The organism is Longimicrobiales bacterium, assembly GCA_035764935.1.
In the GTDB taxonomy this organism is placed as follows: Bacteria; Gemmatimonadota; Gemmatimonadetes; order Longimicrobiales; family RSA9; genus DASTYK01.
Map to the genome: position 1 here is coordinate 1 of DASTYK010000099.1, position 22,093 is coordinate 22,093.

15 protein-coding genes are annotated in these 22,093 nt (G+C 68.0%); 4 read left to right on the forward strand and 11 right to left on the reverse strand.

Features of this window, described 5'->3' with window-relative positions:
- Positions 1-194: 194 nt before the first annotated feature.
- The 3 genes from VFU06_08145 to dnaE all read right to left on the reverse strand — a co-directional run bounded on the left by VFU06_08145 (position 195) and on the right by dnaE (position 5,733).
- A complete protein-coding gene (locus VFU06_08145; protein ID HEU5209366.1) occupies positions 195-1,424 on the reverse strand; it encodes a crosslink repair DNA glycosylase YcaQ family protein in 1,230 nt (409 codons plus the stop codon).
- A gap of 67 nt (positions 1,425-1,491) precedes the next feature.
- Complete coding sequence (locus VFU06_08150; protein HEU5209367.1) at positions 1,492-1,905, reverse strand: VOC family protein; 414 nt, start codon at positions 1,903-1,905, stop codon at positions 1,492-1,494.
- 24 nt (positions 1,906-1,929) lie between these two features.
- A complete protein-coding gene (dnaE, locus tag VFU06_08155) occupies positions 1,930-5,733 on the reverse strand; it encodes a DNA polymerase III subunit alpha (protein ID HEU5209368.1) in 3,804 nt (1,267 codons plus the stop codon).
- Between the two features lie 221 nt (positions 5,734-5,954).
- Between dnaE and VFU06_08160 the strand changes: the two genes are divergently transcribed.
- Entirely contained in the window at positions 5,955-7,919 is a 1,965-nt protein-coding gene (locus VFU06_08160; protein ID HEU5209369.1) for a serine hydrolase, read from the forward strand.
- Positions 7,920-8,096: 177 nt separating this feature from the next.
- Positions 8,097-9,500 (forward strand): NAD-dependent succinate-semialdehyde dehydrogenase, encoded by a 1,404-nt coding sequence (locus VFU06_08165; GenBank protein ID HEU5209370.1) that lies wholly within the window; start codon positions 8,097-8,099, stop codon positions 9,498-9,500.
- 89 nt (positions 9,501-9,589) lie between these two features.
- Here the strand turns inward: VFU06_08165 and VFU06_08170 are convergent, their stop codons facing one another.
- From VFU06_08170 to VFU06_08180, 3 genes are all read right to left on the reverse strand, one after another.
- Complete coding sequence (locus VFU06_08170) at positions 9,590-10,969, reverse strand: hypothetical protein (GenBank protein HEU5209371.1); 1,380 nt, start codon at positions 10,967-10,969, stop codon at positions 9,590-9,592.
- Positions 10,966-11,823, reverse strand: a complete 858-nt coding sequence (locus VFU06_08175; GenBank protein HEU5209372.1) for a hypothetical protein — start codon at positions 11,821-11,823, stop codon at positions 10,966-10,968. Before VFU06_08175 ends, VFU06_08170 begins: the two co-directional genes overlap by 4 nt.
- A 993-nt stretch (positions 11,824-12,816) precedes the next feature.
- Positions 12,817-13,524: a DUF559 domain-containing protein gene (locus VFU06_08180; protein HEU5209373.1), complete on the reverse strand. Its 708-nt coding sequence runs from the start codon at positions 13,522-13,524 to the stop codon at positions 12,817-12,819.
- A 673-nt stretch (positions 13,525-14,197) separates the two neighbouring features.
- Between VFU06_08180 and VFU06_08185 the strand changes: the two genes are divergently transcribed.
- On the forward strand, positions 14,198-14,803 hold the full coding sequence (locus VFU06_08185) for a TetR/AcrR family transcriptional regulator (GenBank protein HEU5209374.1): 606 nt from the start codon (positions 14,198-14,200) through the stop codon (positions 14,801-14,803).
- Positions 14,803-15,672, forward strand: a complete 870-nt coding sequence (locus VFU06_08190; protein ID HEU5209375.1) for an alpha/beta fold hydrolase — start codon at positions 14,803-14,805, stop codon at positions 15,670-15,672. Before VFU06_08185 ends, VFU06_08190 begins: the two co-directional genes overlap by 1 nt.
- 213 nt (positions 15,673-15,885) lie before the next feature.
- Here VFU06_08190 and fusA read toward each other — a convergent pair whose 3' ends face one another.
- The 5 genes from fusA to VFU06_08215 all read right to left on the reverse strand — a co-directional run bounded on the left by fusA (position 15,886) and on the right by VFU06_08215 (position 22,082).
- Positions 15,886-17,994, reverse strand: coding sequence for an elongation factor G (gene fusA / locus VFU06_08195; GenBank protein HEU5209376.1), 2,109 nt, complete (start codon positions 17,992-17,994; stop codon positions 15,886-15,888).
- A gap of 251 nt (positions 17,995-18,245) precedes the next feature.
- Complete coding sequence (locus VFU06_08200) at positions 18,246-19,115, reverse strand: rhomboid family intramembrane serine protease (GenBank protein HEU5209377.1); 870 nt, start codon at positions 19,113-19,115, stop codon at positions 18,246-18,248.
- Between the two features lie 60 nt (positions 19,116-19,175).
- Positions 19,176-20,195: a D-alanine--D-alanine ligase gene (locus VFU06_08205; protein ID HEU5209378.1), complete on the reverse strand. Its 1,020-nt coding sequence runs from the start codon at positions 20,193-20,195 to the stop codon at positions 19,176-19,178.
- A gap of 110 nt (positions 20,196-20,305) precedes the next feature.
- Positions 20,306-21,697: a cystathionine beta-synthase gene (locus VFU06_08210; protein HEU5209379.1), complete on the reverse strand. Its 1,392-nt coding sequence runs from the start codon at positions 21,695-21,697 to the stop codon at positions 20,306-20,308.
- On the reverse strand, positions 21,690-22,082 hold the full coding sequence (locus VFU06_08215; protein ID HEU5209380.1) for a TonB family protein: 393 nt from the start codon (positions 22,080-22,082) through the stop codon (positions 21,690-21,692). Before VFU06_08215 ends, VFU06_08210 begins: the two co-directional genes overlap by 8 nt.
- Positions 22,083-22,093 lie beyond the last annotated feature (11 nt).

Sequence of the window (22,093 nt, forward strand, 5' to 3'; positions counted from 1 at the left end):
AAGTTGCCGTCCTGGCGCAAGGGAATTACCGACGCACCAGCGTGACAGACATTGAGTGTCGGCAAGTCGACGCGAGATGATTCCTGGTCGTGGCACTCGAGGGCGGCCTGTTTCCGTGCAAGACCTGATCTCGGCGGGCCTGGAGGCGACGCTGAACGGGAGAAGCTGCGCGTGGCTCGCCGCTGCCCTGCTGATCAGGTCTTTGCGAGCGCGCTGCGCAGCGAGCGCGCGAACCCGGCGGGCGCGGTACGGCTCACGACCACGTCGGGCGTCTCGTGCCAGTCGGCGAACGCCCGGAGCGACGTCGCAAGGGCGGCAGCCAGCTCGTCGCTCGCATCGACGCCATCTTCCAGGTACAGGCTGCGGATCTCCATGCGGCCGTCCGCGCGATGCGCCTTGGGATCCAGTCGGCCGACGAGCCTGCCCCGGTGGAGGATCGGCAGCGTGAAGTAGCCGTAGACACGCTTCGGTGCGGGCGTGTAACACTCGAGCCGGTAATCGAAGCCGAAGGTCGTGAGCGCACGACGGCGATCCCAGACGAGCGGGTCGAACGGGGAAAGCAGCGTCGTGTGGCGGGGCCGGATGCGTCCACCGGCAGCACGCTCGATGAGCTCGGCGCTATCGGCGTGCGTGTACGCGGGTTCCTTCCAGCCGGCGACGTCGATGCGCAGCAGCTTCCCTTCCCGCGCGAGTGCCTCGACGCGCATGGCCGTTTCACCGGGCCGTGTCCGGTAGTAGTCAGCGATCCATCGTGCCGTCGCGACGCCGAGCGCCTGCACCGCCTGCAGCACGAGCGTGCGCTCCGCGGTCTCATGATCCGGCAGCATGGTGTCGTCCCAGTCGGGCAGCACGCGTTCGCGCAGATCGTAGACGCGCTGGAAGTTGTCGCGTCGCCTGACCATCAGGTGGCCGGCGGTGAGCATCACCTCGAGCGCACGCTTCTCCGGCTTCCATCCCCACCATGCTCCGCTGCCCTGGTCGATGCGCTCGAAGTCCGCGGAGCGCACCGGCCCATGCTCGCGGATCACGTCCAGCACGTGCGCGATGGTGTCGCGATTCTTCTCGACCCAGTCGTGCCGGTACTTCCAGCCCTTGCCATCCAGGTCGAGCATGCGGTGGCGCAGCAGCGGATAGTCCTCGATGGGCAGAAAGCTCGCCTCGTGCGCCCAGTACTCGAACAGGTTGCCCTTCGCGAGGTGCGCATCGAGCCAGCCCTGCCGGTAATCGCCCAGTCGGCTCCAGAGGACGAGGTACGGGCTGCGCGCGACGACGTGGATCGTGTCGATCTGGAGCACGTGCATCGCGCGTATGGCGGCGAGCACGTCCTTCATGCGGGCGCGGCGCCGCGGCGGTTTGGCGAGCCCGAGCGCTTCCAGCTGCGCGTGGCGCGCGGCGGTCGGGGTGATGCGGAGCGGCGCGCTCACGCTCGCCCCGAGGATCGCTCGCCTCCGCCGCGCGCGACCGGCGATCCGGTATGATCTGCGTGAACGCTCATGTGGCCGGCAGTGTCGGATCGATCTCCTGCTGCGTCGCGACCCACCATGTGTGGCCGGTGGGGTCACGGAACCCGCCGCGCTTGTCGACGTCCCCGCGCCGAACCGGCTCCTGGACGGGCTCACCGCCCGCCGCGAGTCCGCGCGCGTACACGGCGTCCACGTCCTGGACGTAAACGTGGATGTTCGCAGGCGACGAGGGCCATTCCGGCACGGCGTCGGACATCATCACGACCGTGTCGTCGATGCGCACTTCGGCGTGCATGACGCGGCCGTCCGCATCGAAGCGACGCAGCTCCTGCGCACCGAACACCTCCTTCAGGAAGTCGATCAGCTTCTGCGCCCCGTTCACGCCCAGGTACGGTGACACGGAGTTGAAGCCCTGCGGTTTCCAGTCCACTGCGTCTGCCATCCCGTCCTCCCCTGGTTCACTGGTTCAATGGAAATCCCGCGACCGGTAATTCACCTTCTCCACCTGCGGCCGGTAGTTCACCGTCTCACGCTGCGGCCTGTGCACACGCAGCTCGCGGAACCGCCGCCCGACGATGCTGACTGCACGATCCTCGCGCTCGAGCCGCCCCTCGATCAGCAGGAACGGCGCGTGGCGGACGACTTCCCGGTTCGCTGCATACAGATCACGTGAGACGATTACGTTCAGAAAACCGAACTCATCCTCGAGCAGCACGAATACCGTGCCCTTGGCAGTGGACGGATGCTGGCGTGCGACGACCAGCCCGCCGACACACACCCGCCCGCCGTCCGGCACCCCGTCCAGCTCCGCACTGGAGCACACGCCCGCCTCGTGCAGCCGCGCGCGCAGGTGCTGCATCGGGTGGCCGTTCGTGCTGATGCCGGTCGCGAGATAATCGAGGAAGATCATCTCCGCGCCTTCCAGCTCGCGCGGCTCGAAAGGCAGCACGCGCGCGGGCGCCAGCGGCAGCAGGTCGCCTGCCACCCGCAGCGCCTCCCACGCCGCACGCCGACGGCCGGGCTCGAACGCCTCGAACGCGCCGGCGCGCGCCAGGTGCAGCGCGTCCGCCCGGGAAAGTGAGGCACGCCGCACGACGTCCGCAATCGATTCGAACGGGCCGTCCTGGTGGGCTCGCTGGAGGGCGTTTCTGGTTTTTTCGCCCAGGCCACGGATATGGCGCCAGCCTATGCGCAGGGCTGGCTGTTTTTCTACCACGGAGAGCACGGAGGACACAGAGTCGCTTTCGGTATCGTTCTGCGACTCCGCACGTTCATTAACGGCATTTACCGCATCGCTCTGCGACTCCGCACGTTCATTAACGGCATTCACCGCTGAGAGCGCAGAGGACGCTGAGGATTGTCGCTGAGAAGCTTCTGCAGTGCTGATTGAGTCGTCTGCCGCTGAGCTCCGGCCACCATTCAGAACAGGATTTGTAGCTGCTTCATCCTCTGCCGCAGGTCCGCGGCCATTGTATAGAACATTGTTTGTGGTTGCTTCGTCGCCGAAGTCGTGCGGCCGGCGAGAAACATCACTGTTCGTATCTGTTGAGTCTCTGTGAGCACTGTGTTCTCTGTGGTTGAAAGCTGTTCCGCTCTCCGCGTGCAGTTCTCCGCGCTCTCTGCGCTCTCCGCGGTGAAACTGCTGTTCTCCGGAAGCAGTCTGCCCATCAGACTCCAGCTCGATCGTGCAATCCCACTCGCCGTGCGCGAGGCACGGTGGCCGTACGATGACACCGTGGCGCATGGCGTCGTGGACGAGCGTGGCCGGCGGGTAGAAGCCCATGGGCCAGGCGTTCAGCATGCCGAGGTAGAACTCCGTTGGAAAGTTGGCCTTGAGCCAGGCCGTCGCATACGCGATCAGCGCGAAGCTCCACGCGTGCGACTCGGGGAAACCGTAGTTCGCGAAGGAGACCAGGTCGTGCGTGATCTGCTCGGCGACCTGCTCATCGATGTCGCGCGCGACGATCGCACGCTTCAGCTTTTCCAGCGCGGCCTGCAGCTTCGGGAGCTTGCGGTGGTGACCCATCGTCCGGCGCAGCTCGTCCGCTTCGCTGGCGCTGTAGCCGCCGAGCGCCATGGAGATGGCCATGGCCTGCTCCTGGAAGATCGGCACGCCGTAGGTGCGGCGCAGGATTGGCTCCAGCAGCGGGTGCGCGTAGCTGACGTCCTCCCTGCCGCGGCGTCGCTCCGTGTACGGATGGACGAAACGCGCCTGGATCGGGCCGGGGCGGATGAGCGCGACCTGCACGACGATGTCGTAGAGTCGCTCGGGTTTCGTGTGCAGGATCGACTGGATCTGTGCGCGGCTCTCGATCTGGAACGTGCCGACCGTGTCACCGGCACTGATCATCTCGTACGTCTTTCTGTCGTCGACCGGCAGCCGGTACATCTCCATCTTCTCGCCCGTGCGCTTCTCGATCGCGTCGAAGGCGAGGTGGACGGCGGAAAGGCCGCCGAGCCCGAGGAAGTCGAACTTGGGAACGCCGGCGGCGTCGAGGTCGTCCTTGTCGAACTGCAGGATCGTCCGACCCATCGACGTGTGCTCGATCGGCAGGTACGCGCCGAGTGGATCGGACGAGAGGACGAAGCCGCCGGGATGCGTCGAGCGCATGCGGGGGACGTCGTCGAGGGATTGCAGTGACGAGAGCAATGCGCGGCCGCGCGGATCGTCCAGCTCGAGGCCGTACTCCTTTGCCATGCCGCCCTTCAGCTCCTCCGCGAGCTGCGACGGCTCCCAGTGGTGCGAGCGCTTCGACAGCGTGAACGCGAGGTCGGCCGGATAGCCGAGCGCGCGCATCATGTCCTGCAGCGCGGTCGGTGCATGGTAGAGCTGCGTGACCGCCGTGATCGCCGAGTGCGCGCGGCGGTAGCGGTCGTACATGTAATCGAGCACCTCCTCGCGACGGTGCATCTCGAAATCGACGTCGATGTCCGGTGCTTCCGTGCCGCCGTCCGTGCGCACTTCCGAGAGGAAGCGCTCGAAGAGCAGACCGTGTCGCACCGGATCGACCGCCGTGATGCCGAGGCAGTACGCGACCGCGCTGTTCGCGGCGCTGCCGCGCCCCTGGCAGAGGATGCCGCGCGAGCGCGCGAAACGCACTGCGTCCCACATCACGAGGAAGAAGCCCGCAAAGCCGAGACTGCGGATCACCCGTAACTCGTGCTCGAGCTGCGCGCGCTGCCGCTCGTCCGGCTCGCCCCACCGCTCGCGTGCACCCGCCCACGCACACTGCGCGAGGAACGAGTCGTCGTCGTGGCCGGCTGGAACGTCGAAATGCGGAAGCGGCGGCCGCAGCCAGCGCAGATCGAACGCGGCACAGTCGGCGGCGATGTCGCAGGAGAAGCGAAGGCCGGCTTCCCTGCCCTTCCACAGCGACGCCATCTCGCGCGGCGACTTGAGCCGCCACTCGCCGTTCGGCAGCAGCAGCCCCCACGACGCCGCGGTGTTCACGCACACGTCCGCGCGGTTCGCGGTCAGCAGGTCGTGAACCAGACGGCCGCCGTTGTCCAGATAGCGCGGATCGTTCGACACGACCCACGGCAGCCGCTGCCGCTCCGCCAGCTCGATCAGTGCATTCGCGAGCGCCGACTCGCGACCCGAGACGTGATGGAGCTGCACCTCGATCGTGAGACGGTCGGCAAAGACATCGCGCCAGCGCTCGAGCAGGAACATCGCTTCCGACGTACGCTCACTCCCCACGTACGTCGCCACCTCGCCCGATGCGGGACCGGTCATGCACCACAGGCCGTCCGCGCACTCGGCCACGTCCTCGAAGGTGAGCTCCGGCCGGCCGCGATCGGGCAGCGGCGTCGCATAGCGCTTCACCAGGTCGTGACCGCGGCGATCGACTGCCGGGCGCGCACTCGTGTGGTGCAGCACCGGCTGTTCTGGGGAGTGCAGAACGTTGCGCCCGCCATGCGACGTCCCGTCCGCAGCACCAGCCGCCTCCTCGCCATCCCGCAGCCGCCACGACTCGACCCGGCCGATGCGCGCGCGCGTGACCAGCCTGGCGAGGTTGCGGTAGCCGCGCTCGTTGCGCGCAAGGAAAGCCGTCGGATACCCGTCCACCTTCAATTCCGCGCCAACGACCGGCTTGATGCCCTGCGCGTTCGCCTCCAGCGTGAACCGGATGATCCCGCCCAGGTCCGACGTGTCCGTCAGGCCGAGAGCGCCGTAGCCGAGCTCGGCCGCCCGCGAGACCAGCTGCTCGGGGCTGCTCGTTCCGTCGCCGAAGGAGTAGGCACTGTGGGCTCGGAGCTCTGCGTACATCGGGTTCCTGCGGTCGAAGGGCCGGGCGGCCGCCTGGCAGGTGCGGCTCGCTTCGGGAGCATACCGAACAAATCCCGAACCTGCAACGGGCTGCGGCCGGCAAGGGACGAACGTCGTTCTCCTGTCTGCGCTCCGCGCTTGCGCGCGGCGTGCATCGTATACCAACTTGTCGACAGCTTGCCCGCTGACATTGCCGATACGTCCGCTGCCCAGGACCCATCATGAAAACCGCGATCCCATTCGGCCTGGCGCTCCTCCTGTCCGCCGGCCCTGCCGCCGCGCAGCAGCCGCGCCTCGAGGTCGGCCAGACTGCAAACGCCACGGTGTCGCCGAGCGACACCGTCCGCTACGCGCTCGACCTGCCGGCCGGTCATTTCGTTGCCGGACGCGTCGAGCAGACTGGAGCCGATGCCACCGTGACGGTTACGAGCCCGGGCGGTGAGCGTGTGCTGCGTGCCGCACGTGTAGGTCGCGGCGGCCCGGAGGCGTTCGCGTTCGCTACGGACTCGGCCGGTCGCTACGTGATCGAGGTCGCTCCCGGGGACTCCGCTGCGAGCGGCGCGGTGAAGGTGCGCCTCACGCGATCCGAGCCGGTCGCGACGACGCCGGAGGGCAAGGTGGACCAGGCGGCGGCGTTCCTGTACGAGGACACGCCGGGCGCCGTCGTCGGCGTGATCCGGGATGGCGAGCTGGCGTTCGTGAAGGGGTACGGCGCTGCCGACCTCACGTACGGCATGCCGTTCACGCCGGAAACGCCGACCAACATCGGCTCCACGTCGAAGCAGTTCACCGGCTTCGCGCTGGCGGTGCTCGAGTCGCGCGGCGCGCTGTCGCTGGACGACGACGTGCGCCAGCACATCCCGGAGCTGCCGGACTTCGGCACGAAGATCACGCTGCGTCATCTCCTGACGCACACGACCGGGTACCGCGAGTTCATCAACACGCTGATCATCGCAGGCCGGCAGGTGCTGGAGGGCGACTACATCGGTCCCGACGAAGTGATCCGGGTGATCCAGAATCAGCCGGAACTGCAGAACGAGCCCGGCACGGAGTTCAACTACAACAACTCGGCGTTCAGCCTGGCGACGATCGTGGTGGAGCGCGTCACCGGCCGTCCGTTCGCGGAGTGGATGCGCGACGAGGTGTTCCTGCCGCTCGGCATGACGAGCACGCGCGTGCGCGCGAATCCGGGACAGATCATTCCCGGCCGCTCGATCGGCTACATCCCCGGCGAGGGTGGCTTCCGCGAGGTGCGCGACCTGCACGGTTCGGCTGGCGCGGGCGGCATCTACACGACGCCGGGCGATGTCGCGAAGTGGATGGGCAACTTCCGTACGGCGAAGCTCGGAGGGCCGGAGGTGATCCGGAAGCTGACGACGTCGTACGTGCTCGAGAGTGGAGACTCGACGAACTACGGCCTGGGCCTGTTCGTCGGCACGGACCGCGGGCTGCGCCGCTGGCAGCACGGCGGCAACGACATCGCGCACAGCTCCACGTTTGTTTACTACCCGGATCTGAATGCGGGTTACGTCGTGTTCAGCAACTACCAGGGCGTTCCGGGCAGGATCGCGTCCGTGGTGGCGGACGCGTTCTTCGGCGAGCACATGACGGAGGCCGAGCGTCCGACGGCAGCATCCAGCGTGGACGTGCCCGTTGCGACGCTGCGTCGTTACGCCGGCAAGTACGAGATGACGACACTGGGCGGCATGCTCGTCACGGTCGAGCTGGAGGACGGCGAGCTGCGCGTGGAATTGCCCGGCCAGCCGCCGCTGCCGCTGCAGGCGACGTCCACGACATCGTTCCAGGTCGTGGGTGCACCCGCGCAGATCTCGTTCGAGACGGCGGACGACGGCACCGTGGAAGGGATCGTGTTCCACCAGGACGGCGAACATCCGGGCCGGCCCGTCGCCGCGGCCACGCCGCCCGACTTCGCCGCCTATGAAGGTCGCTACTTCAGCGAGGAGCTGGAGACGTTCTACGACCTGGTCGTGGAGGACGGAAAGCTCGTGATCCGCCACCGGCGCTTCGGTCCGGCACCGCTGACCTGGACGGAGGGGGACAGTTTCTCGGGCACGATGCCGGTTTCGCAGGTGGTCTTCCAGCGCGATGCGCAGGGCAACATCACCGGCTTCCTGGCAGGCAACGGGAGAGCGCGCGACATCCTGTTCGAGAAGGTCGGGCAGTAGCGAGGAAACGAACAGGCGGCGCGCCCGCACGCGGATACGCGCGGGAGTCGATTCCAACGCCGAACGTCAGCGGCTCCTTGCGCTGCGCGGACCTTTCCCATCAAATGAGATGAGACTGCGGCCGGTCGCACTCCACGTGCACCGGCCGCTCGTTTTTCGAACAGTGAGGCAGTGACGATGGCAACGGCCACGATCAACCCCGCCACGGGTGAAACCCTCGAGACCTTCGACGAGCTGAGCGACGCCGGCGTCGAGCGCGTACTCGAGCGCGCATGGCGGACGTTCCTGTCCTACCGCGAAACCAGCTTCGCCGACCGTGCGACGTGGATGCACGCCGCCGCGGACATCCTCGAGCGCGAGAAGGAACAGTGGGGCGAGCTGATCACGACGGAGATGGGCAAGCTGCGCTCGGCCGCGATCGGCGAGGTCGAGAAGTGCGCGTGGGTGTGCCGGTTCTATGCGGACAACGCGGAGCGTTTTCTCGCGGACCGCATCGTCGAGACGGACGCGGAAGCCAGCTATGTTAAGTATCAGCCCCTCGGCCCCGTGCTCGCGGTCATGCCCTGGAACTTCCCGTTCTGGCAGGTCTTCCGCTTCGCCGCGCCGGGGCTGATGGCCGGCAACGTCGGGCTGCTCAAGCACGCGTCCAATGTGCCGCGCTGTGCGCGCGCGATCCAGGAGATCTTCGAGCGCGCCGGCTTCCCGGAAGGCGCGTTCCAGAGCCTGGTCATCGGCTCGAGCCGTGTTGCCGCGGTCATCGATGACGATCGCGTGCGTGCGGTCACGCTCACCGGCAGTGAAGGCGCCGGCAGCAGCGTGGCGGAGCGCGCGGGCAAGCGGCTCAAGAAGGCCGTGCTGGAGCTGGGCGGCAGTGACCCGTTCATCGTCATGCCGAGCGCCGACCTGGAGCGCGCCGTCGCGACTGCGGTCAAGGCGCGAACGGTGAACAACGGCCAGTCCTGCATCGCGGCGAAGCGATTCATCGTCCACCGTGACATCGCCGACGAGTTCACCCAGCAATTCGTCCGCGCGATGGAATCGCTGCGCGTCGGGGATCCGATGGATGCGGACACGGAGATCGGCCCGCTTGCAACGCCAGCCATCCGCGACGAGCTGCACGAGCAGGTGCAGCAGACCGTGCGTGCCGGCGCACGCGTGCTGACTGGTGGCGAACCGCTGGACGGCAACGGCAACTACTATCCGCCGACCGTGCTGGTCGACGTTCCCGAGAACTCACAAGCCTGGCGCGACGAGCTGTTCGGGCCGGTTGCATCGGTGTTCGTCGTGCGCGACGTCGACGACGCGCTGCGCGTCGCGAACGCGACCAGGTTCGGGCTCGGCAGTGCGGCGTGGACGCAGGATCCCGACGAGCAGCTGCGCTTCATCGAAGGCATCGAGGCGGGCGCCGTGTTCATCAACGGCATGGTCGCATCCGATCCGCGCCTGCCGTTCGGCGGTGTGAAGGCGTCGGGCTTCGGGCGCGAGCTGGGCGAGCACGGGATCCACGAGTTCGTGAACATCAAGACCGTGGTCGTGAATCCTGCGCAGCAGTCGAAGGGGAAGACGGCCGCGCCGGAGTAGGGGCGGACGCCGGCCCAGGAATCCCGGGACGATCTGTTCGCCGGGCGCCTCTTCGATCGCGTCGGCCGTCCGGCAGAGTTCGTTGATGGTCAGTCCCACCAGCCGTGCAGGTACCACTGCGCCTGCACGGCGTCGCGGAAGATCCAGAGCAGCAGTCCATCCTCCGTCACGACCCGAAAGTACTCGCGCGCGTAGCTGCGATCCCACTGCCCGCCCGACAGCCGGTCCGGCCCCGCTACGTCCATGATGCGCTTCCACGCGCCGTCATGACAACGCACTGGTGCCTCGTGATCGCGACGTCGTACGGTTTCCACTTCGATCGGCTTCGGCTTCGCGAGAAGCTGCAGCGTGAGCTGGTCGGGCCGGCCGTCGAATGCGTCCGTCGCGATCGCATCCGCATTGCGTGGCGCGCTGACGCGCGAGGAGCCTGCAGCTGCGTCGCGTGCTGCAGGCGACGTCGCACGCGAGCGTACCGCGTCGCTTTCCTTCACTCTCCGCTCCGCCACCGCCGCGAGCGGCACCGGCTCCAGGACGGTGCGCTTTTCCGCCAGCGGGTGCGCGTTTGCATCCGGCTCGTATACGACGCCGCCGATGCTCTCCAGCAGGCGCGCGACAGCGGCCTCGACCGCCGCGGCGGTTGCGAAGCCGGCGTCGAAGAGATCACCCTGCACCGCCCGCGCGGGCTCGGTCGCGCCTACCTCGAGCGCGATGCCCGCGATCGAGTCGGGTACCGTCAGCTTCTCGAGCAGAGAGCGCACCAGCCGCAGCCATGCACTCCGGCTCGCGGTCGGTCGCGCCGCGCGCAACGTGCGACGCCACTCGCTCCCGTTCGCCAGCGACAGCGTGAGCAGCAGCGCACGCGCGTGCAGCCCGCGCGCGACCAGCTCGTCGCACAGCCGGCCGAGCAGCGCGTTCACCGTGAACGCGAGCCGCTCCGGGTCGCTGACCACGTAATCGACGAAGTCGAGCGATGCACGCGCACGTTCGGGCACCGGCGCGCCGAAGAGCATGCGGTCATCTTCCGCACGCGCGCGTCGCCAGAGCTCCACCGCCTCCGCGCCGAAGCGCACTTCGACCGCTTCGCGTGCGAGCGCGGCGAGGTCGCCACACGTCTCGATGCCGACGCCGAAGAGCAGCGTGCGCAGTCGCTCCTCCGGTTCGAGCACGTCGATCGGCTGACCCGCGATGAACGATGCCTCCTCGCCGGATGCAATGACACGCACGTCGTCGCCCGAGCCCGCTGCAACCCATGCAACGATCGGCACGACGGACACACCGCAGCCCACTGCGACCTCGATGCGCTCACACGCCGCGCGTGCAACCACGGCGGCATCGAGCCCGCGCGCATCCAGCCACACGCAATCGTCCGCATCCACCGCGACGCGCGGCGCCACGGCGAGGAGGACCTCGGCGGCGCCCTCGGCCCAGCCGGCCGGCGCTTCGTCCCTGCGTCGCAGACAGACGATCATGCTTCACGCACGCGACGCTGCACGTCGCCCTCGCGGTTGAGGTTCGATTGCTCGTCGTGGGCAGGACGCGCGGTCGTGCTCGCATCCATTGCCGCACGACGTCGGGCGGCCAGCTCCGCCATGCGCTTCGCATACGCACGCCGCCACGCCGTTCGCCGGTCCGTGACGCCGCGGCGGTCGACGAGCAGGTCGTCCACGCCGCTGCGCGGCGCATGCGTCCATACGGGCAGATCGAACGACGTCGCACCGCTCCAGCCGAGTGCACGCGCCTCCAGTCGCAGGCGCACACTCACCAGCTCGCCCGGACCGCCGAACGGATCGCGCCGCCAGCGCAGACCACCCTCCTCGATCCGGCACCCGACACGCAGTGCAGCTACTTCGGCGGCATCGCCCACGAGCACGAGACCGCTGCCACCCGCCTTCGCCGCGCGCGAAAGCCTCACGCTGCAGCGCGCACCATGGCGGCCAAGCCCCGTCACGACGACCAGGCCGAAGCCACCGCTCTGCAGCAGCTCCTCCGCACACGCCAGCGCCTCGACCTCGCCGTTCGGCCGCAACAGCAGCGGACCGCGCGTCCAGCCGTCCGCCGTCACCGTGTGCGCACCATCGATCCACGCCGCGCGTTCACCACGCGCGATCACCGCACTGCACGTGGAACGCAGCACCGCACTCGAACCGCCACCCGGCGCCCACGACGTGAGCCGGCCACGCGGCAGCCCCGAACCGGGCAGCAGCGCGTCCACCGCGCCGATGCCAGTGGGCACGGACGATGGGGTCGCCGCATGGTGCAGCGGCAGCGCGTCGGGAAAGCGCTGCTCGATCGCCTGGCGGAGTGCGGTCAGTGGGGAGGCCATGAACCGAATATAAACCGAAATGGCGGGGCGGACGAGGGTTCGTTGAAGGCGGGCCGGGGCCCCGGGCCAGGGCCTGGGCCAGGAACTGCCGGTAGTTCGCAGGGGATCGCGGGACGCCGGAGCTTTGTCGGATCGCGGACCCTGGACCTTTGGACTTCTTGGGAACCGCGGAATCGCTGAACCGCTGAACCGCTGAACCGCTGAACCGCTGAACCGCTGAACCGCTGAACCCCTGAACCCCTGAACCGCTGAACCGCTGAACCGCTGAACCCCCTGAAACCTTTGCCGTGGACCGGCGGACCGGACCGCGCACCGGCGACCTCGAGGACGAGTTCGAGGCGAGGCCACTATGGCCTCAACCCCGGAGCCAGAACCGTGGATGGCCCCACCCTGGAGCCTGAGTTCCCTGGCGAGCAAGGCGCCACCCGTGCGCCGCCACGGATAACAACCTCTGCGACTCCCCGGCGCTTTAGCGGTCCCGGTGACCGCTCCGCCGCCAAGGATATGCGGCCGATCCGAGAAGAGTGGCGGCAAATCGGTGTTGCCGACCATCCCGACGCCACGCATCGGCTGGGCACGCCATCCTTGGCGCCGCACCGGTTGAGAGCCTCCTTCAAGCCCGTCGCACCCGGGCTGGTGAAGCCGCAACGGCACCCGTGCCGGTCGCCTGGCCCAGCTCGAGGTGCCGGACCTACGCCCCCGACCGGCCCGCCGCCACGCATCGGCTGGGCACGCCATCCTTGGCGCCGCACCGGTTGAAGCCTCCTTCAAGCCCGTCGCACCCGGGGCTGGTGAAGCCGCAACGGCACCCGTGCCGGTCGCCTGGCCCAGCTCGCGGTGCCGGACCTACGTCCCCGACCTTCCCGGCGCCACCGGTGCCGACCTGCGCCCCCGACCTTCCCGGCGCCACCGTGCCGACCTGCGTCCCCGACCTTCCCGGCGCCAACGGTGCCGACCTGCGTCCCCGACCTTCCCGGCGCCAACGGTGCCGGACTACGTCCCCGACCTTCCCAGCGCCAGGGCCACCTTCACCAGCGTAGCCTGCGAGCGCGTGGTCAGGTCGGTCCAGGTGAAGCGCAGCACGCGGATACCGGCTGCTCCCAGGCTGCTGTCACGGCGACGATCGCGCTGCTGCGCAGCGGGCGTAGCGTGGTAGGCGAACCCGTCGATCTCCACCGCGACCGCATGCGAACGCCAATAGAAGTCGATCTCGAATCCATGGACACGCACGTTGACCTGCGGCACTGGGAGTTCGCCGCTCCGGATCAGCGCAAGGAAACGCTCTTCGGCCTCCGAGCGTGTCATTGCCGGCTGCTGCTCAGCGGCGAGGATCGCGCGCAGCCTCGGCGCTCCTGCTCGACGCGGGTAGCGTGCGATGATGCGCCGCAGCTCCAGCTCCGTCACTCTGCCAAGCCGAAGGCCACGCGCCATTGCCTGTTCCAAACTGCGATTCTGGAGCACGGCAGCCAGATCGAGAATGGTGCGGGCAACGGATGTGACAGGCACACCGTCGCAGACTGTGCGTTCATCAGCAGGTAGTTGCACGCGGTGCAGCTCCACGCCGTCACGCCGAGCGGGGTGGCCGCGCCACGTGCTCACGACAACTGGCGTTGTGATGTCCACCAGCAGGTCGTGGAGACGTCCGGCGGTCTGGTGGCTTCCGACGGCGTGCGGCCCGAAGCCGTAGACGCTGGCGAGCACGTCGCGATGCGGACCGTCGAGTCCCGGCACGCGATATACGCAGTGCCCGACCCGCACCAGTCTCCCGCTCTTGACCCGTTCGTCGATCAGCGTGCGAGGCACACCGGATGACACGAGTTGCCAGCGTGTAACGACGCCGTGCTGCGCCTGGCCGAGCGCGAGAATCCGTTCATCTGCATGGAGCGAGCGCATGCACCATGATCAACGGCGAACGTGTGCGTGAGTATGGCTCGACGGGTCGGGCATGGGCATGTCGGCCGGCATGGAGTTCGGCGGAAACCCAGCGTCGCAGTGACGCTGCAGCCCGCACGCAGAGAGCATTCACCGATGCGTCGCCAGGAACGCGGTGCATGGGAGATCCGTGGCGGGTAAACGGTTGCCAGACCCGATCTGCCGCCATTCATCCCGACCGGCCGCCCGATACCTGGCGGCAGAGCGGTGGCGAGGACCGTTGGCACGCCAAACAGTCGCAGAAGTTCTGTTCCGTGGCGGCGCACCGGGATGTCAGGGGCCAGTCCGTACGGCCGCCCTCGGCCTTGGCACGATGCCGCGTCTACGCACTGCCGCAATCGCCGCAGACCTCTACGGGCAGCTGCCGGTTGCCTCGCGGCCTCGCCTTCGCTACGATTGAACAATCGTTCATTCAACCGTCGCCAGCACCCCGTCGAGACGCATGCCCCGAACGCCCGAACAGCTCGAGACCATCCGCGCCGAAAGCCGCGAGCGCATCCTGGAGGCGGCGCTGCGGCTCTTTGCGCGCCAGGGCTACGCAGCGACGTCGGTGCGCAGAATCGCCGAGGAGGCCGGGGTCTCGCAGGGGTTGCTCTACAACTATTTCGAGGGCAAGGAAGCGCTGCTGCGGGCGATGTTCGAGCGGAGCACGACGGACGTGGAGCAGTCGCTGTCGGAGGCGGAGACCGGTGCAGCGCCACAGGAGCGGATCGAGCGGCTGGTGCGCTCCGCGTTCGCGATCGTGGGCGAGCATCTCTCGTTCTGGCGGTTGTCGTACCAGCTGCGGATGCAGCCGGGAGTACTGGAAGGGCTGGAGGAAGCGACCACTGCCTGGACGGAGGCGACGCGAGCGCGCATCGAGCGGCTGCTTGGCGGTGCGGGTGTGCGCGATGCGGCGATCGACGCGCGGGTGTTGTTTGCGGCGATCGACGGTGCGGCGCAGCACTTCGCGCTGGACCCGGAGGGATATCCGGTGGAACAGGTGACGCGCGCGCTCGTGCGGCGCTTCACTCGAATCGAGCAGCACGAGCAGAACGGGAGGGAGTGATGGGTGGACGTGAGTGGGTGGATCGGGATCTCTATCCGTTTGAATCCAGGTACCTGGACGTCGGTCCGGGCCGCATGCACTACGTTGATGAGGGCAGCGGTCCCGTCGTGCTGATGGTGCACGGCACACCGACGTGGTCGTTTCTGTACCGCGAGCTGATCCGCGACCTCGCGCGCGATCATCGTGTGATTGCACCGGATCATCTCGGTTTCGGTCTGTCGGACCACCCCGACGAATTCGGTTACCGTCCGGAAGACCACGCGCGCGTGCTGGAGCAGTTCATCGAGCGGCTCGGTCTGCGCGACATCACGCTGGTCGTTCACGATTTCGGCGGACCGATCGGGCTCTCGTACGCGGAGCGGCATCCGGAGAACGTGCGCGCGCTCGTGCTGTTCAACACGTGGCTGTGGTCGCTGGCGGGATCGAGCGCGGAGCGCGTCGCACGCGTCATGGGCAGCGGGTTCGGCCGTTTCCTGTACACGCGGCTCAACATCTCCCCACGCATGATCGTGCCCGCTGCGTTCGGCGATCGCCGCCGGCTCTCGAAGGCGGTACATCGCCACTACATCGACGCACTCGACACACCGCGGGCGCGCTACCCGTCCTGGGTGTTTGCGCGGGAGGTGCTCGGCTCAGGCGAGTGGTACGAGCAGCTGTGGAAGGACCGCGGCACGCTCGAGCAGCACCCCGCGCTCCTGATCTGGGGCAGAAAGGACCCTGCCTTTGGCGGCGCCCTGTCCCGCTGGAAGGAGGCCTTCCCCGCGGCGCGCGTTGTCGAGCTGCCGGATGTCGGCCACTTCGTGCAGGAGGAAGCGCCGCGCGAGGCGACGTCGGCGATCCGCGAGTTCCTGGCGAGCCTCACGTTCTGAAACGGAATTCACCGCAGCGAGCGCTGAGAGCGCAAAGGTACGTGACTTCGAAATGAACGCCATTACGGAGTGAGTCCAACGTGCAGGTAGCAATCGACAGACTTGGCACCTGCGTCGAAAAAAAGGCGCCGAAGACGAAACTCCGCGTCCTCGGCGCCCTATGCGGTGAAATGACGTTCCTCCGGTGAAAGTCTTCCTGCGGAGGAAATACCGCTATGCGTGCACTTCCACTTCCTTCTCGCGCTTCGCCTCCTCGACGATCTTCCCGGTCACGTGCTGCGGCGCCTCCTCGTAGCCGTAGAAGCGGCGCGTGTGCACCGCGCGGCCCTGCGTGAGTGAGCGCAGCATCGTCGCGTACTTGTAGAGCTCGGCCTGCGGCACGAGTGCCTTGATCCGCGTTTTGGCGCCTTCCTGCTCCATGCCGAGGATGCGGCCGCGGCGGTGGTTCAGGTCACCCATCACGTCGCCCATGTACGCTTCGGGCGTGATCACTTCGACTTCGACGATCGGCTCGAGGAGCACGGGATCGGCACTGGCGGCCGCCTTCTGGAAGGCGAGCGACCCGGCGATCTGGAACGCCATGTCGCTGGAGTCGACCGAGTGGTAGGAGCCGAAGAACAGTTCCGCCTCGAAGTCGACGACGGGGTAGCCGGCGATGATGCCGCGGCGGGCGGCTTCCTGGACCCCCTTGTCGACGGACGGAATGAACTTGCCCGGTACGACACCGCCCGTGATGGCGTTGGTGAACTCGTAGCCCGCTCCGCGCTCGCGGGGACGGAGCCGCACGTGGGCGTCGCCGAACTGGCCGTGGCCGCCCGTCTGCTTCTTGTGCTTGCCCTGCGCCTCGGCAGGCTTTCGGATCGTCTCGCGGTACGGGATGCGCGGCTCTTCCGTGACCACCTCGACGTGGTACTTCCGCTTGAGCCGCTCCATCTGCACGTCCAGGTGCAGCTCGCCGAGCCCGCGGATGATCGTCTGGCGGATCTCGGGGTCATAACCGAACACGAACGTCGGGTCCTCCTCGTGGAGGCGGTTCAACGCGCCGCCGATCTTGTCCTCGTCGCTGCGCGAGGCCGCGCGGACGGCGAGGGCGATATCGGGCTCGGGGAAGCGGATCGGATCCAGCTCGACCGCGTCGTCCTCGGCGCTCAGCGTGTCATTCGTGTGGCTGTTCTTCAGCTTCGCGACGACGCCGATGTCACCGGCGTGCAGCCGCTCGACCTCGATGCGATCGCGCCCGATGGGCACGGAAAGGTGCGCGAGCTTCTCGGCCGCGCTGCGCGTCGCATTGTAGACGTCCTGCCCGTTGGCGACGGTGCCGCTGAAGATGCGGAAGTAGCTGAGCTCGCCGACATGCGGCTCGGCCATGGTCTTGAAAATCAGCGCGGCGAACGGGCCCTCATCGGTGCCGAGCAGCTCCATCTCGTCGTCGCGACCGACATGGTGCGTGAACTCGTGGTGTGCCTGCGCGGGATTCGGCACGATCTCGACGAGTGCCTCGAGCAGCGCACGCACGCCCCAGGTCTTTTCGGGGGCGCCGCAGAACACCGGAAACAGCTGGCCGTGCAGCATGGCGTCGCGGCAGGCGGCGAGCGCTTCCGCCGTGGTGATCTCGCCGCCTTCGAGGTAGCGCTCGAGCAGGGCATCGTCGGTTGCCGCGATCGCTTCGAACAGCTCCGTGCGCAGCTGGTTGGCGCGCTCTTCCAGCCCGGCCGGGATCGGCTCCGCCGTGTACTCGCCTGTTTCTGTGCCCTTCCGGTAGATGTGGGCCTGGCCCGTGAACAGGTTCACGATGCCGCGGAAGTCCTCCCCTTCCCCGATCGGCAGTTCCGCCGCGAAGGCGTTCGGCGTCATGTGCCGCTTCAGCTCGTCGAGCACCTTCTCGAAGTTGGCGTGCTCGCGGTCCATCTGGGAGATGAAAAAAAGCCTGGGAATCGACCGCGCCTCGCAGTACTCCCAGACCTTCTCGGTCCCGACCTCGACGCCCGTGGTGGCGCCCACCACGATTACAGCCCCATCGGCGACCCTGGTCGCGGCGACGGCGTCGCCGGTGAAGTCCAGGTATCCTGGCGTATCGAGCAGGTTGACCTTGACCCCATTCCAGTCGGCGAATGCGACGGCGGTCTGTATCGAGATGCCGTGCTCCGTCTCCTCGTCGGTGTACATCGTCAGCGCGGTGCCGTCCCGCACGCTGCCGTGCCGGCGCGACGTCCCCGTCGCGAAGCAGAGCGCATCGATGAGAGTGGTCTTTCCGGAGCCGCCGTGGCCGAGCACGGCGACGTTGCGGATTCGATCCGAGGTGTATTCCTTCGCAGCCGCCATGAAGCCTCCTGACCGGAAGAGCCCCTGAGGGTGGGTGGGGATCCGGATCGTACCGCAAGCGCCGACGAGGCGTCAAGCGTCGCTGCTCACAGCACGGAAAGATCCGGGAAAAACCACCATCCGGTCGGGAGAACCCGGGTAGTGGATGGGGTTTCGACCGACTGGTCAGGACGCAGGAATGACGCCGGGCAGGCGGGCCAGCGCGCGAGGGGAGCGGCGGCCTCGATTGACGGCCGCGCTCCGGGCAGCGCCTAGTTCTGTCGGTACCGCTTCGATGCCTCGTCCAGCAGCCGCCGCTCGTCCGCGGTAAGGCTGGCGATGCCCTGGGTGCTGATCTTGTCCAGCACGCGGTCGAGCTGATCGAGCATGCGCGCATCGTCGGCCCGCCGCTGCTGCGGCGGCGGCTGCTGCGGTGGCGGCGGCGCGGCGCTGCTGCTGCCGCTGCGCCCGCCGGGAACGACCGTGAGGTTCTTGTTCCGGCGCTTCGGCATCGCCCCGCGGATCCGGGACATCATCCCCCCGCTTCCGTAGCGTCGGTGTCCGGCGAAGCGCAGGTAGAGGTAGCCACCCGCGAGGCCGCCCAGGTGGGCGAAATGTGCGACGCCGTCTCTCGCTCCACCGACCGCGTTCATCAGGCTGAGCACGAACATGAACGCAACGAGCCACTTCGCCTTCACGGGCAGGATGCCCCAGATGTAGATCGGCATGTCCGGATAGAACATGGCGAACGCGAGCAGCACGCCGTAGACGCCCGCGGAGGCGCCGATGATGGGCGCATCGTAGGCGAAGAAGAACGAGAGGGCCGCGCCGCCCAGCCCGGACACGAGCCAGAAGATGAGGAAGCCCCGCGAGCCGAGCCGGTCCTCCAGCGGCGGCCCGAAGAAGAACAGGGCGATCATGTTGAAGATCAGGTGCCCGAACCCGCCGTGCGCGAACATGTACGTGATCAGCGTCCACGGCCGCACGAGTGTGAGTGCGGGGACGAACGCGAGCTGCATCGTGAGGGACGGAATCACGTTCTGCAGCAGAAACACCACGGTGTTCGCGATCAGCAGCCGCCCCACCCAGGGAGACATGCTGAAGCCGCCGAAACCGCCGAAGGAAGAACCTCTGTACGCCATCTGATCGTCCTGGTGCGCGCGACCGCACGCACCTCGAATTTCGTTTGTCGGAAGAGAGTGCTAGACCCCGCGACGGCGGGCGTGTTCCTCGATGCCGAGCCTGCAGATGCGCTCGCAGACTTCCGGGAACGGCATTCCGGCCGCTGCCGCGCCCTTCGGGAACAGCGAAGCGGCGGTCATCCCCGGCAGCGTGTTCGCCTCGAGACACCAGAACGTGTTCTCGGCATCCAGCCGGAAATCGACGCGGCTGTAGCCGCGCAGCTTGAGTGCGCGGTGTGTCTTGAGCGCAAGCATCTGTGCTGTCACGACCTGCGCTCCCGTCAGGTCTGCCGGGAAGATCTCTTCCGCCATCCCCGGCTGGTACTTGCACTCGTAGTCGAAGATCTCGTGCTTGGCGATGATCTCGCCGACCGGCAGCGGATCGTCCCCCAGGACGGGGACGGTCAGCTCGCGGCCGGGGATGAAGCGCTCGATCATTACCTCGTCGTCGTAGCAGAACGCCTCCGCAACGGCGGCGTCGTAGTCCTTCGGGTCCTTCACCACCGTGAGGCCGACCGTGGAGCCCTGCTTGCTCGGCTTCACGACCGCCGGCCACCCGACGACTTCCGTCACGTCGTCGACGGTGGCGGGCGCCATCAGCCACTCCGGTGTCGGCACGCCGGCGCCGAGCATGAGTCGCTTCGAGATGTCCTTGTCCATCGCGATCGCGCTGCCCAGCATGCCGCTGCCCGTGTACGGAACGCCGGTCAGGTCCAGCAGCGCCTGCAGCGTGCCGTCCTCGCCGGATCCGCCGTGCAGTGCGAGAAAGGCGACGTCGACACCCGCCAGTTCCGGCGCGCGCAGCAGCGCGGCGACGTCGCCGGTACGCAGCACATCCAGCTCGCCGCGCCCCGGCGGCAGTGGCGACACACCCGCATCGAGCAGCCGCGCCTCCTCCTCGCCGCGCAGCACACCGCGCGCGGTGTCCACGGAAACGACGTCGTGGCCGCGCGAGCGCAGTGCCTTCACGACCTGCGCGCCGCTTGCAATGGAAACGTCCCGCTCCTCACTGGTTCCGCCGAACAGCACCGCGATCTTCATCCACGCCACCCTTCAGGGGCCCTGCCCCTCTCGCTCCACTCGCCTCGTTGCAAACCGATCTACCCTGTTCACGAGCTGGCCGCCGCACCCGACGGGCCGCAGCGGCCCGCTTACTGGGTCAAGTACCGTACCACGTCGTAGCGTGTGATGATGCCGCGCAGCTCGCCATTCGACGCCACCAGCACGGCCGGGTTCTGCCGAGTCAGCATGCGACCCACCCCGCTCATGGGCGTGGCCGCATCCACGACGGGGAGCGGCTCGTCCATCACTTCCTCGACGGTCCGGTCGAGCACGGCCGGGTCCTCGATGACGCGCGCCATGAGCGACGACTCGGCGAGCGAGCCCACGCAGCGGCCGTCGTCGCAGACCGGAAGCTGTGAGATGTTGTACGTATTGATCAGCGCGAGTGCCTGGCGCAGCTTCGCGTGCGGCTCGACGGACACGAGTGCCGGCGCCGGGCCCTCCTTGCGCTCGATCATCTCCTCCGCGCGCAGGCGCTCGGGCTCGAGCAGCCGGTTCTCCCGCAGCCACTCGTCGTTGTAGACCTTGCTCAGGTAGCGCTCGCCGGTGTCCGGCAGCACGCAGACGACGAGCGCGTCCGGATCGTCCACCTGCTGCGCGACCTGGACAGCGAGCGTCGCGATCAGCCCCGCGCTGCCCCCCACGAACAGGCCTTCCTCGCGCGTCAGCCGGCGCGCCATCCGGAAGGCGTCGCGATCGCTCACGGAATGGAACTCGTCGATGATCTCGAAGTCCAGCGTCGAGGGCAGCTTGTCGTTGCCGATCCCCTCCACCTTGTACGGTGCGCCCTCCCCCTTCTCGTGCGTCGCGTGGTAGTGCGCGAAGATGGAGCCGACCGGGTCGCCGGCGATCACGCGCACCTTCGGGTTGCGCTCCTTCAGGTAGCGCGCGACGCCGCTGGTCGTGCCGCCTGTCCCGGCCGAGCCGACGAAGTGCGTGATGCGCCCCTCCGTCTGCTCCCAGATCTCGGGGCCCGTCGTACGGTAGTGAGCCTCGGGGTTGACCGGGTTGTAGAACTGGTCGGCGAGGATCGCACCGGGCGTCTCCTGCACGATGCGCTTGGCTGTCTGCACGTAGTTGTCCGGGTGATCGGGCGGCACGGCCGTCGGTGTCACGACGACGTCCGCGCCGAACGCCTTGAGCAGCCGCACCTTCTCCTGGCTCATCTTGTCCGGCATCGTGAAGATGCAGCGGTAGCCCCGGATGGCGGCGGCGATCGCGAGCCCCACACCCGTGTTGCCGCTCGTCCCCTCGACGATGACGCCACCCGGCTTCAGCCTGCCGTCCCGCTCGGCCGCCTCGATCATCGCGAGGCCGATGCGGTCCTTGACCGAGCCGCCCGGATTGAAGAACTCCGCCTTGGCATACACCGGCGTACGGGCGGTGCCGGTCACCCGGTTGAGGCGGATGAGCGGCGTCCACCCGATCGTGTCCAGCACGTTCGCGTACGGGCGCGCATGTGCACGCGGTGCATCACTCATCCGAGCCTCCGGTCGGGGTGCCCATCGCGTCGAGCGTATCCACGCGGAAGCGCACCGGCACACGCGTCCACGCCGGCACGCGACGATCCGCCCGACGAGCCGGCGTGAAGCGCAGCTTCCACGCGCCGCGCACGGCGGCGGAGTCGAACTGGTTCACGCCGCTCGACACGTCGACGCTCACGCTGTCCACGTCGCCGCGCTCCGTCACGTGCACGAGCAGCATGGTCTCACCCTCGGCCTGCGCGTCCCACAGCTCACCCGCGGGATACTCGAAGGGGGTACCATCCGGGATGAGCGCGGGTGGCTCTTCGGACGACTGCAGCTCACCCTCGCACGCGGCCAGGAGCGCGGGCACCAGGAGAAGCAGGGGCAGGCGGATCTTCATCGGTCCTCGGG

Bases quoted from the DNA above. Each gene is read 5' to 3' on its own strand.
- VFU06_08210 (HEU5209379.1), bottom strand. From the start codon at position 21,697: ATGAGTGATGCACCGCGTGCACATGCGCGCCCGTACGCGAACGTGCTG.
- VFU06_08165 (HEU5209370.1), top strand. From the start codon at position 8,097: ATGGCAACGGCCACGATCAACCCCGCCACGGGTGAAACCCTCGAGACC.
- VFU06_08205 (HEU5209378.1), bottom strand. From the start codon at position 20,195: ATGAAGATCGCGGTGCTGTTCGGCGGAACCAGTGAGGAGCGGGACGTT.
- VFU06_08150 (HEU5209367.1), bottom strand. From the start codon at position 1,905: ATGGCAGACGCAGTGGACTGGAAACCGCAGGGCTTCAACTCCGTGTCA.
- VFU06_08215 (HEU5209380.1), bottom strand. From the start codon at position 22,082: ATGAAGATCCGCCTGCCCCTGCTTCTCCTGGTGCCCGCGCTCCTGGCC.
- VFU06_08170 (HEU5209371.1), bottom strand. From the start codon at position 10,969: ATGATCGTCTGTCTGCGACGCAGGGACGAAGCGCCGGCCGGCTGGGCC.
- VFU06_08190 (HEU5209375.1), top strand. From the start codon at position 14,803: ATGGGTGGACGTGAGTGGGTGGATCGGGATCTCTATCCGTTTGAATCC.
- VFU06_08175 (HEU5209372.1), bottom strand. From the start codon at position 11,823: ATGGCCTCCCCACTGACCGCACTCCGCCAGGCGATCGAGCAGCGCTTT.
- dnaE (HEU5209368.1), bottom strand. From the start codon at position 5,733: ATGTACGCAGAGCTCCGAGCCCACAGTGCCTACTCCTTCGGCGACGGA.
- VFU06_08160 (HEU5209369.1), top strand. From the start codon at position 5,955: ATGAAAACCGCGATCCCATTCGGCCTGGCGCTCCTCCTGTCCGCCGGC.
- VFU06_08185 (HEU5209374.1), top strand. From the start codon at position 14,198: ATGCCCCGAACGCCCGAACAGCTCGAGACCATCCGCGCCGAAAGCCGC.
- VFU06_08200 (HEU5209377.1), bottom strand. From the start codon at position 19,115: ATGGCGTACAGAGGTTCTTCCTTCGGCGGTTTCGGCGGCTTCAGCATG.
- fusA (HEU5209376.1), bottom strand. From the start codon at position 17,994: ATGGCGGCTGCGAAGGAATACACCTCGGATCGAATCCGCAACGTCGCC.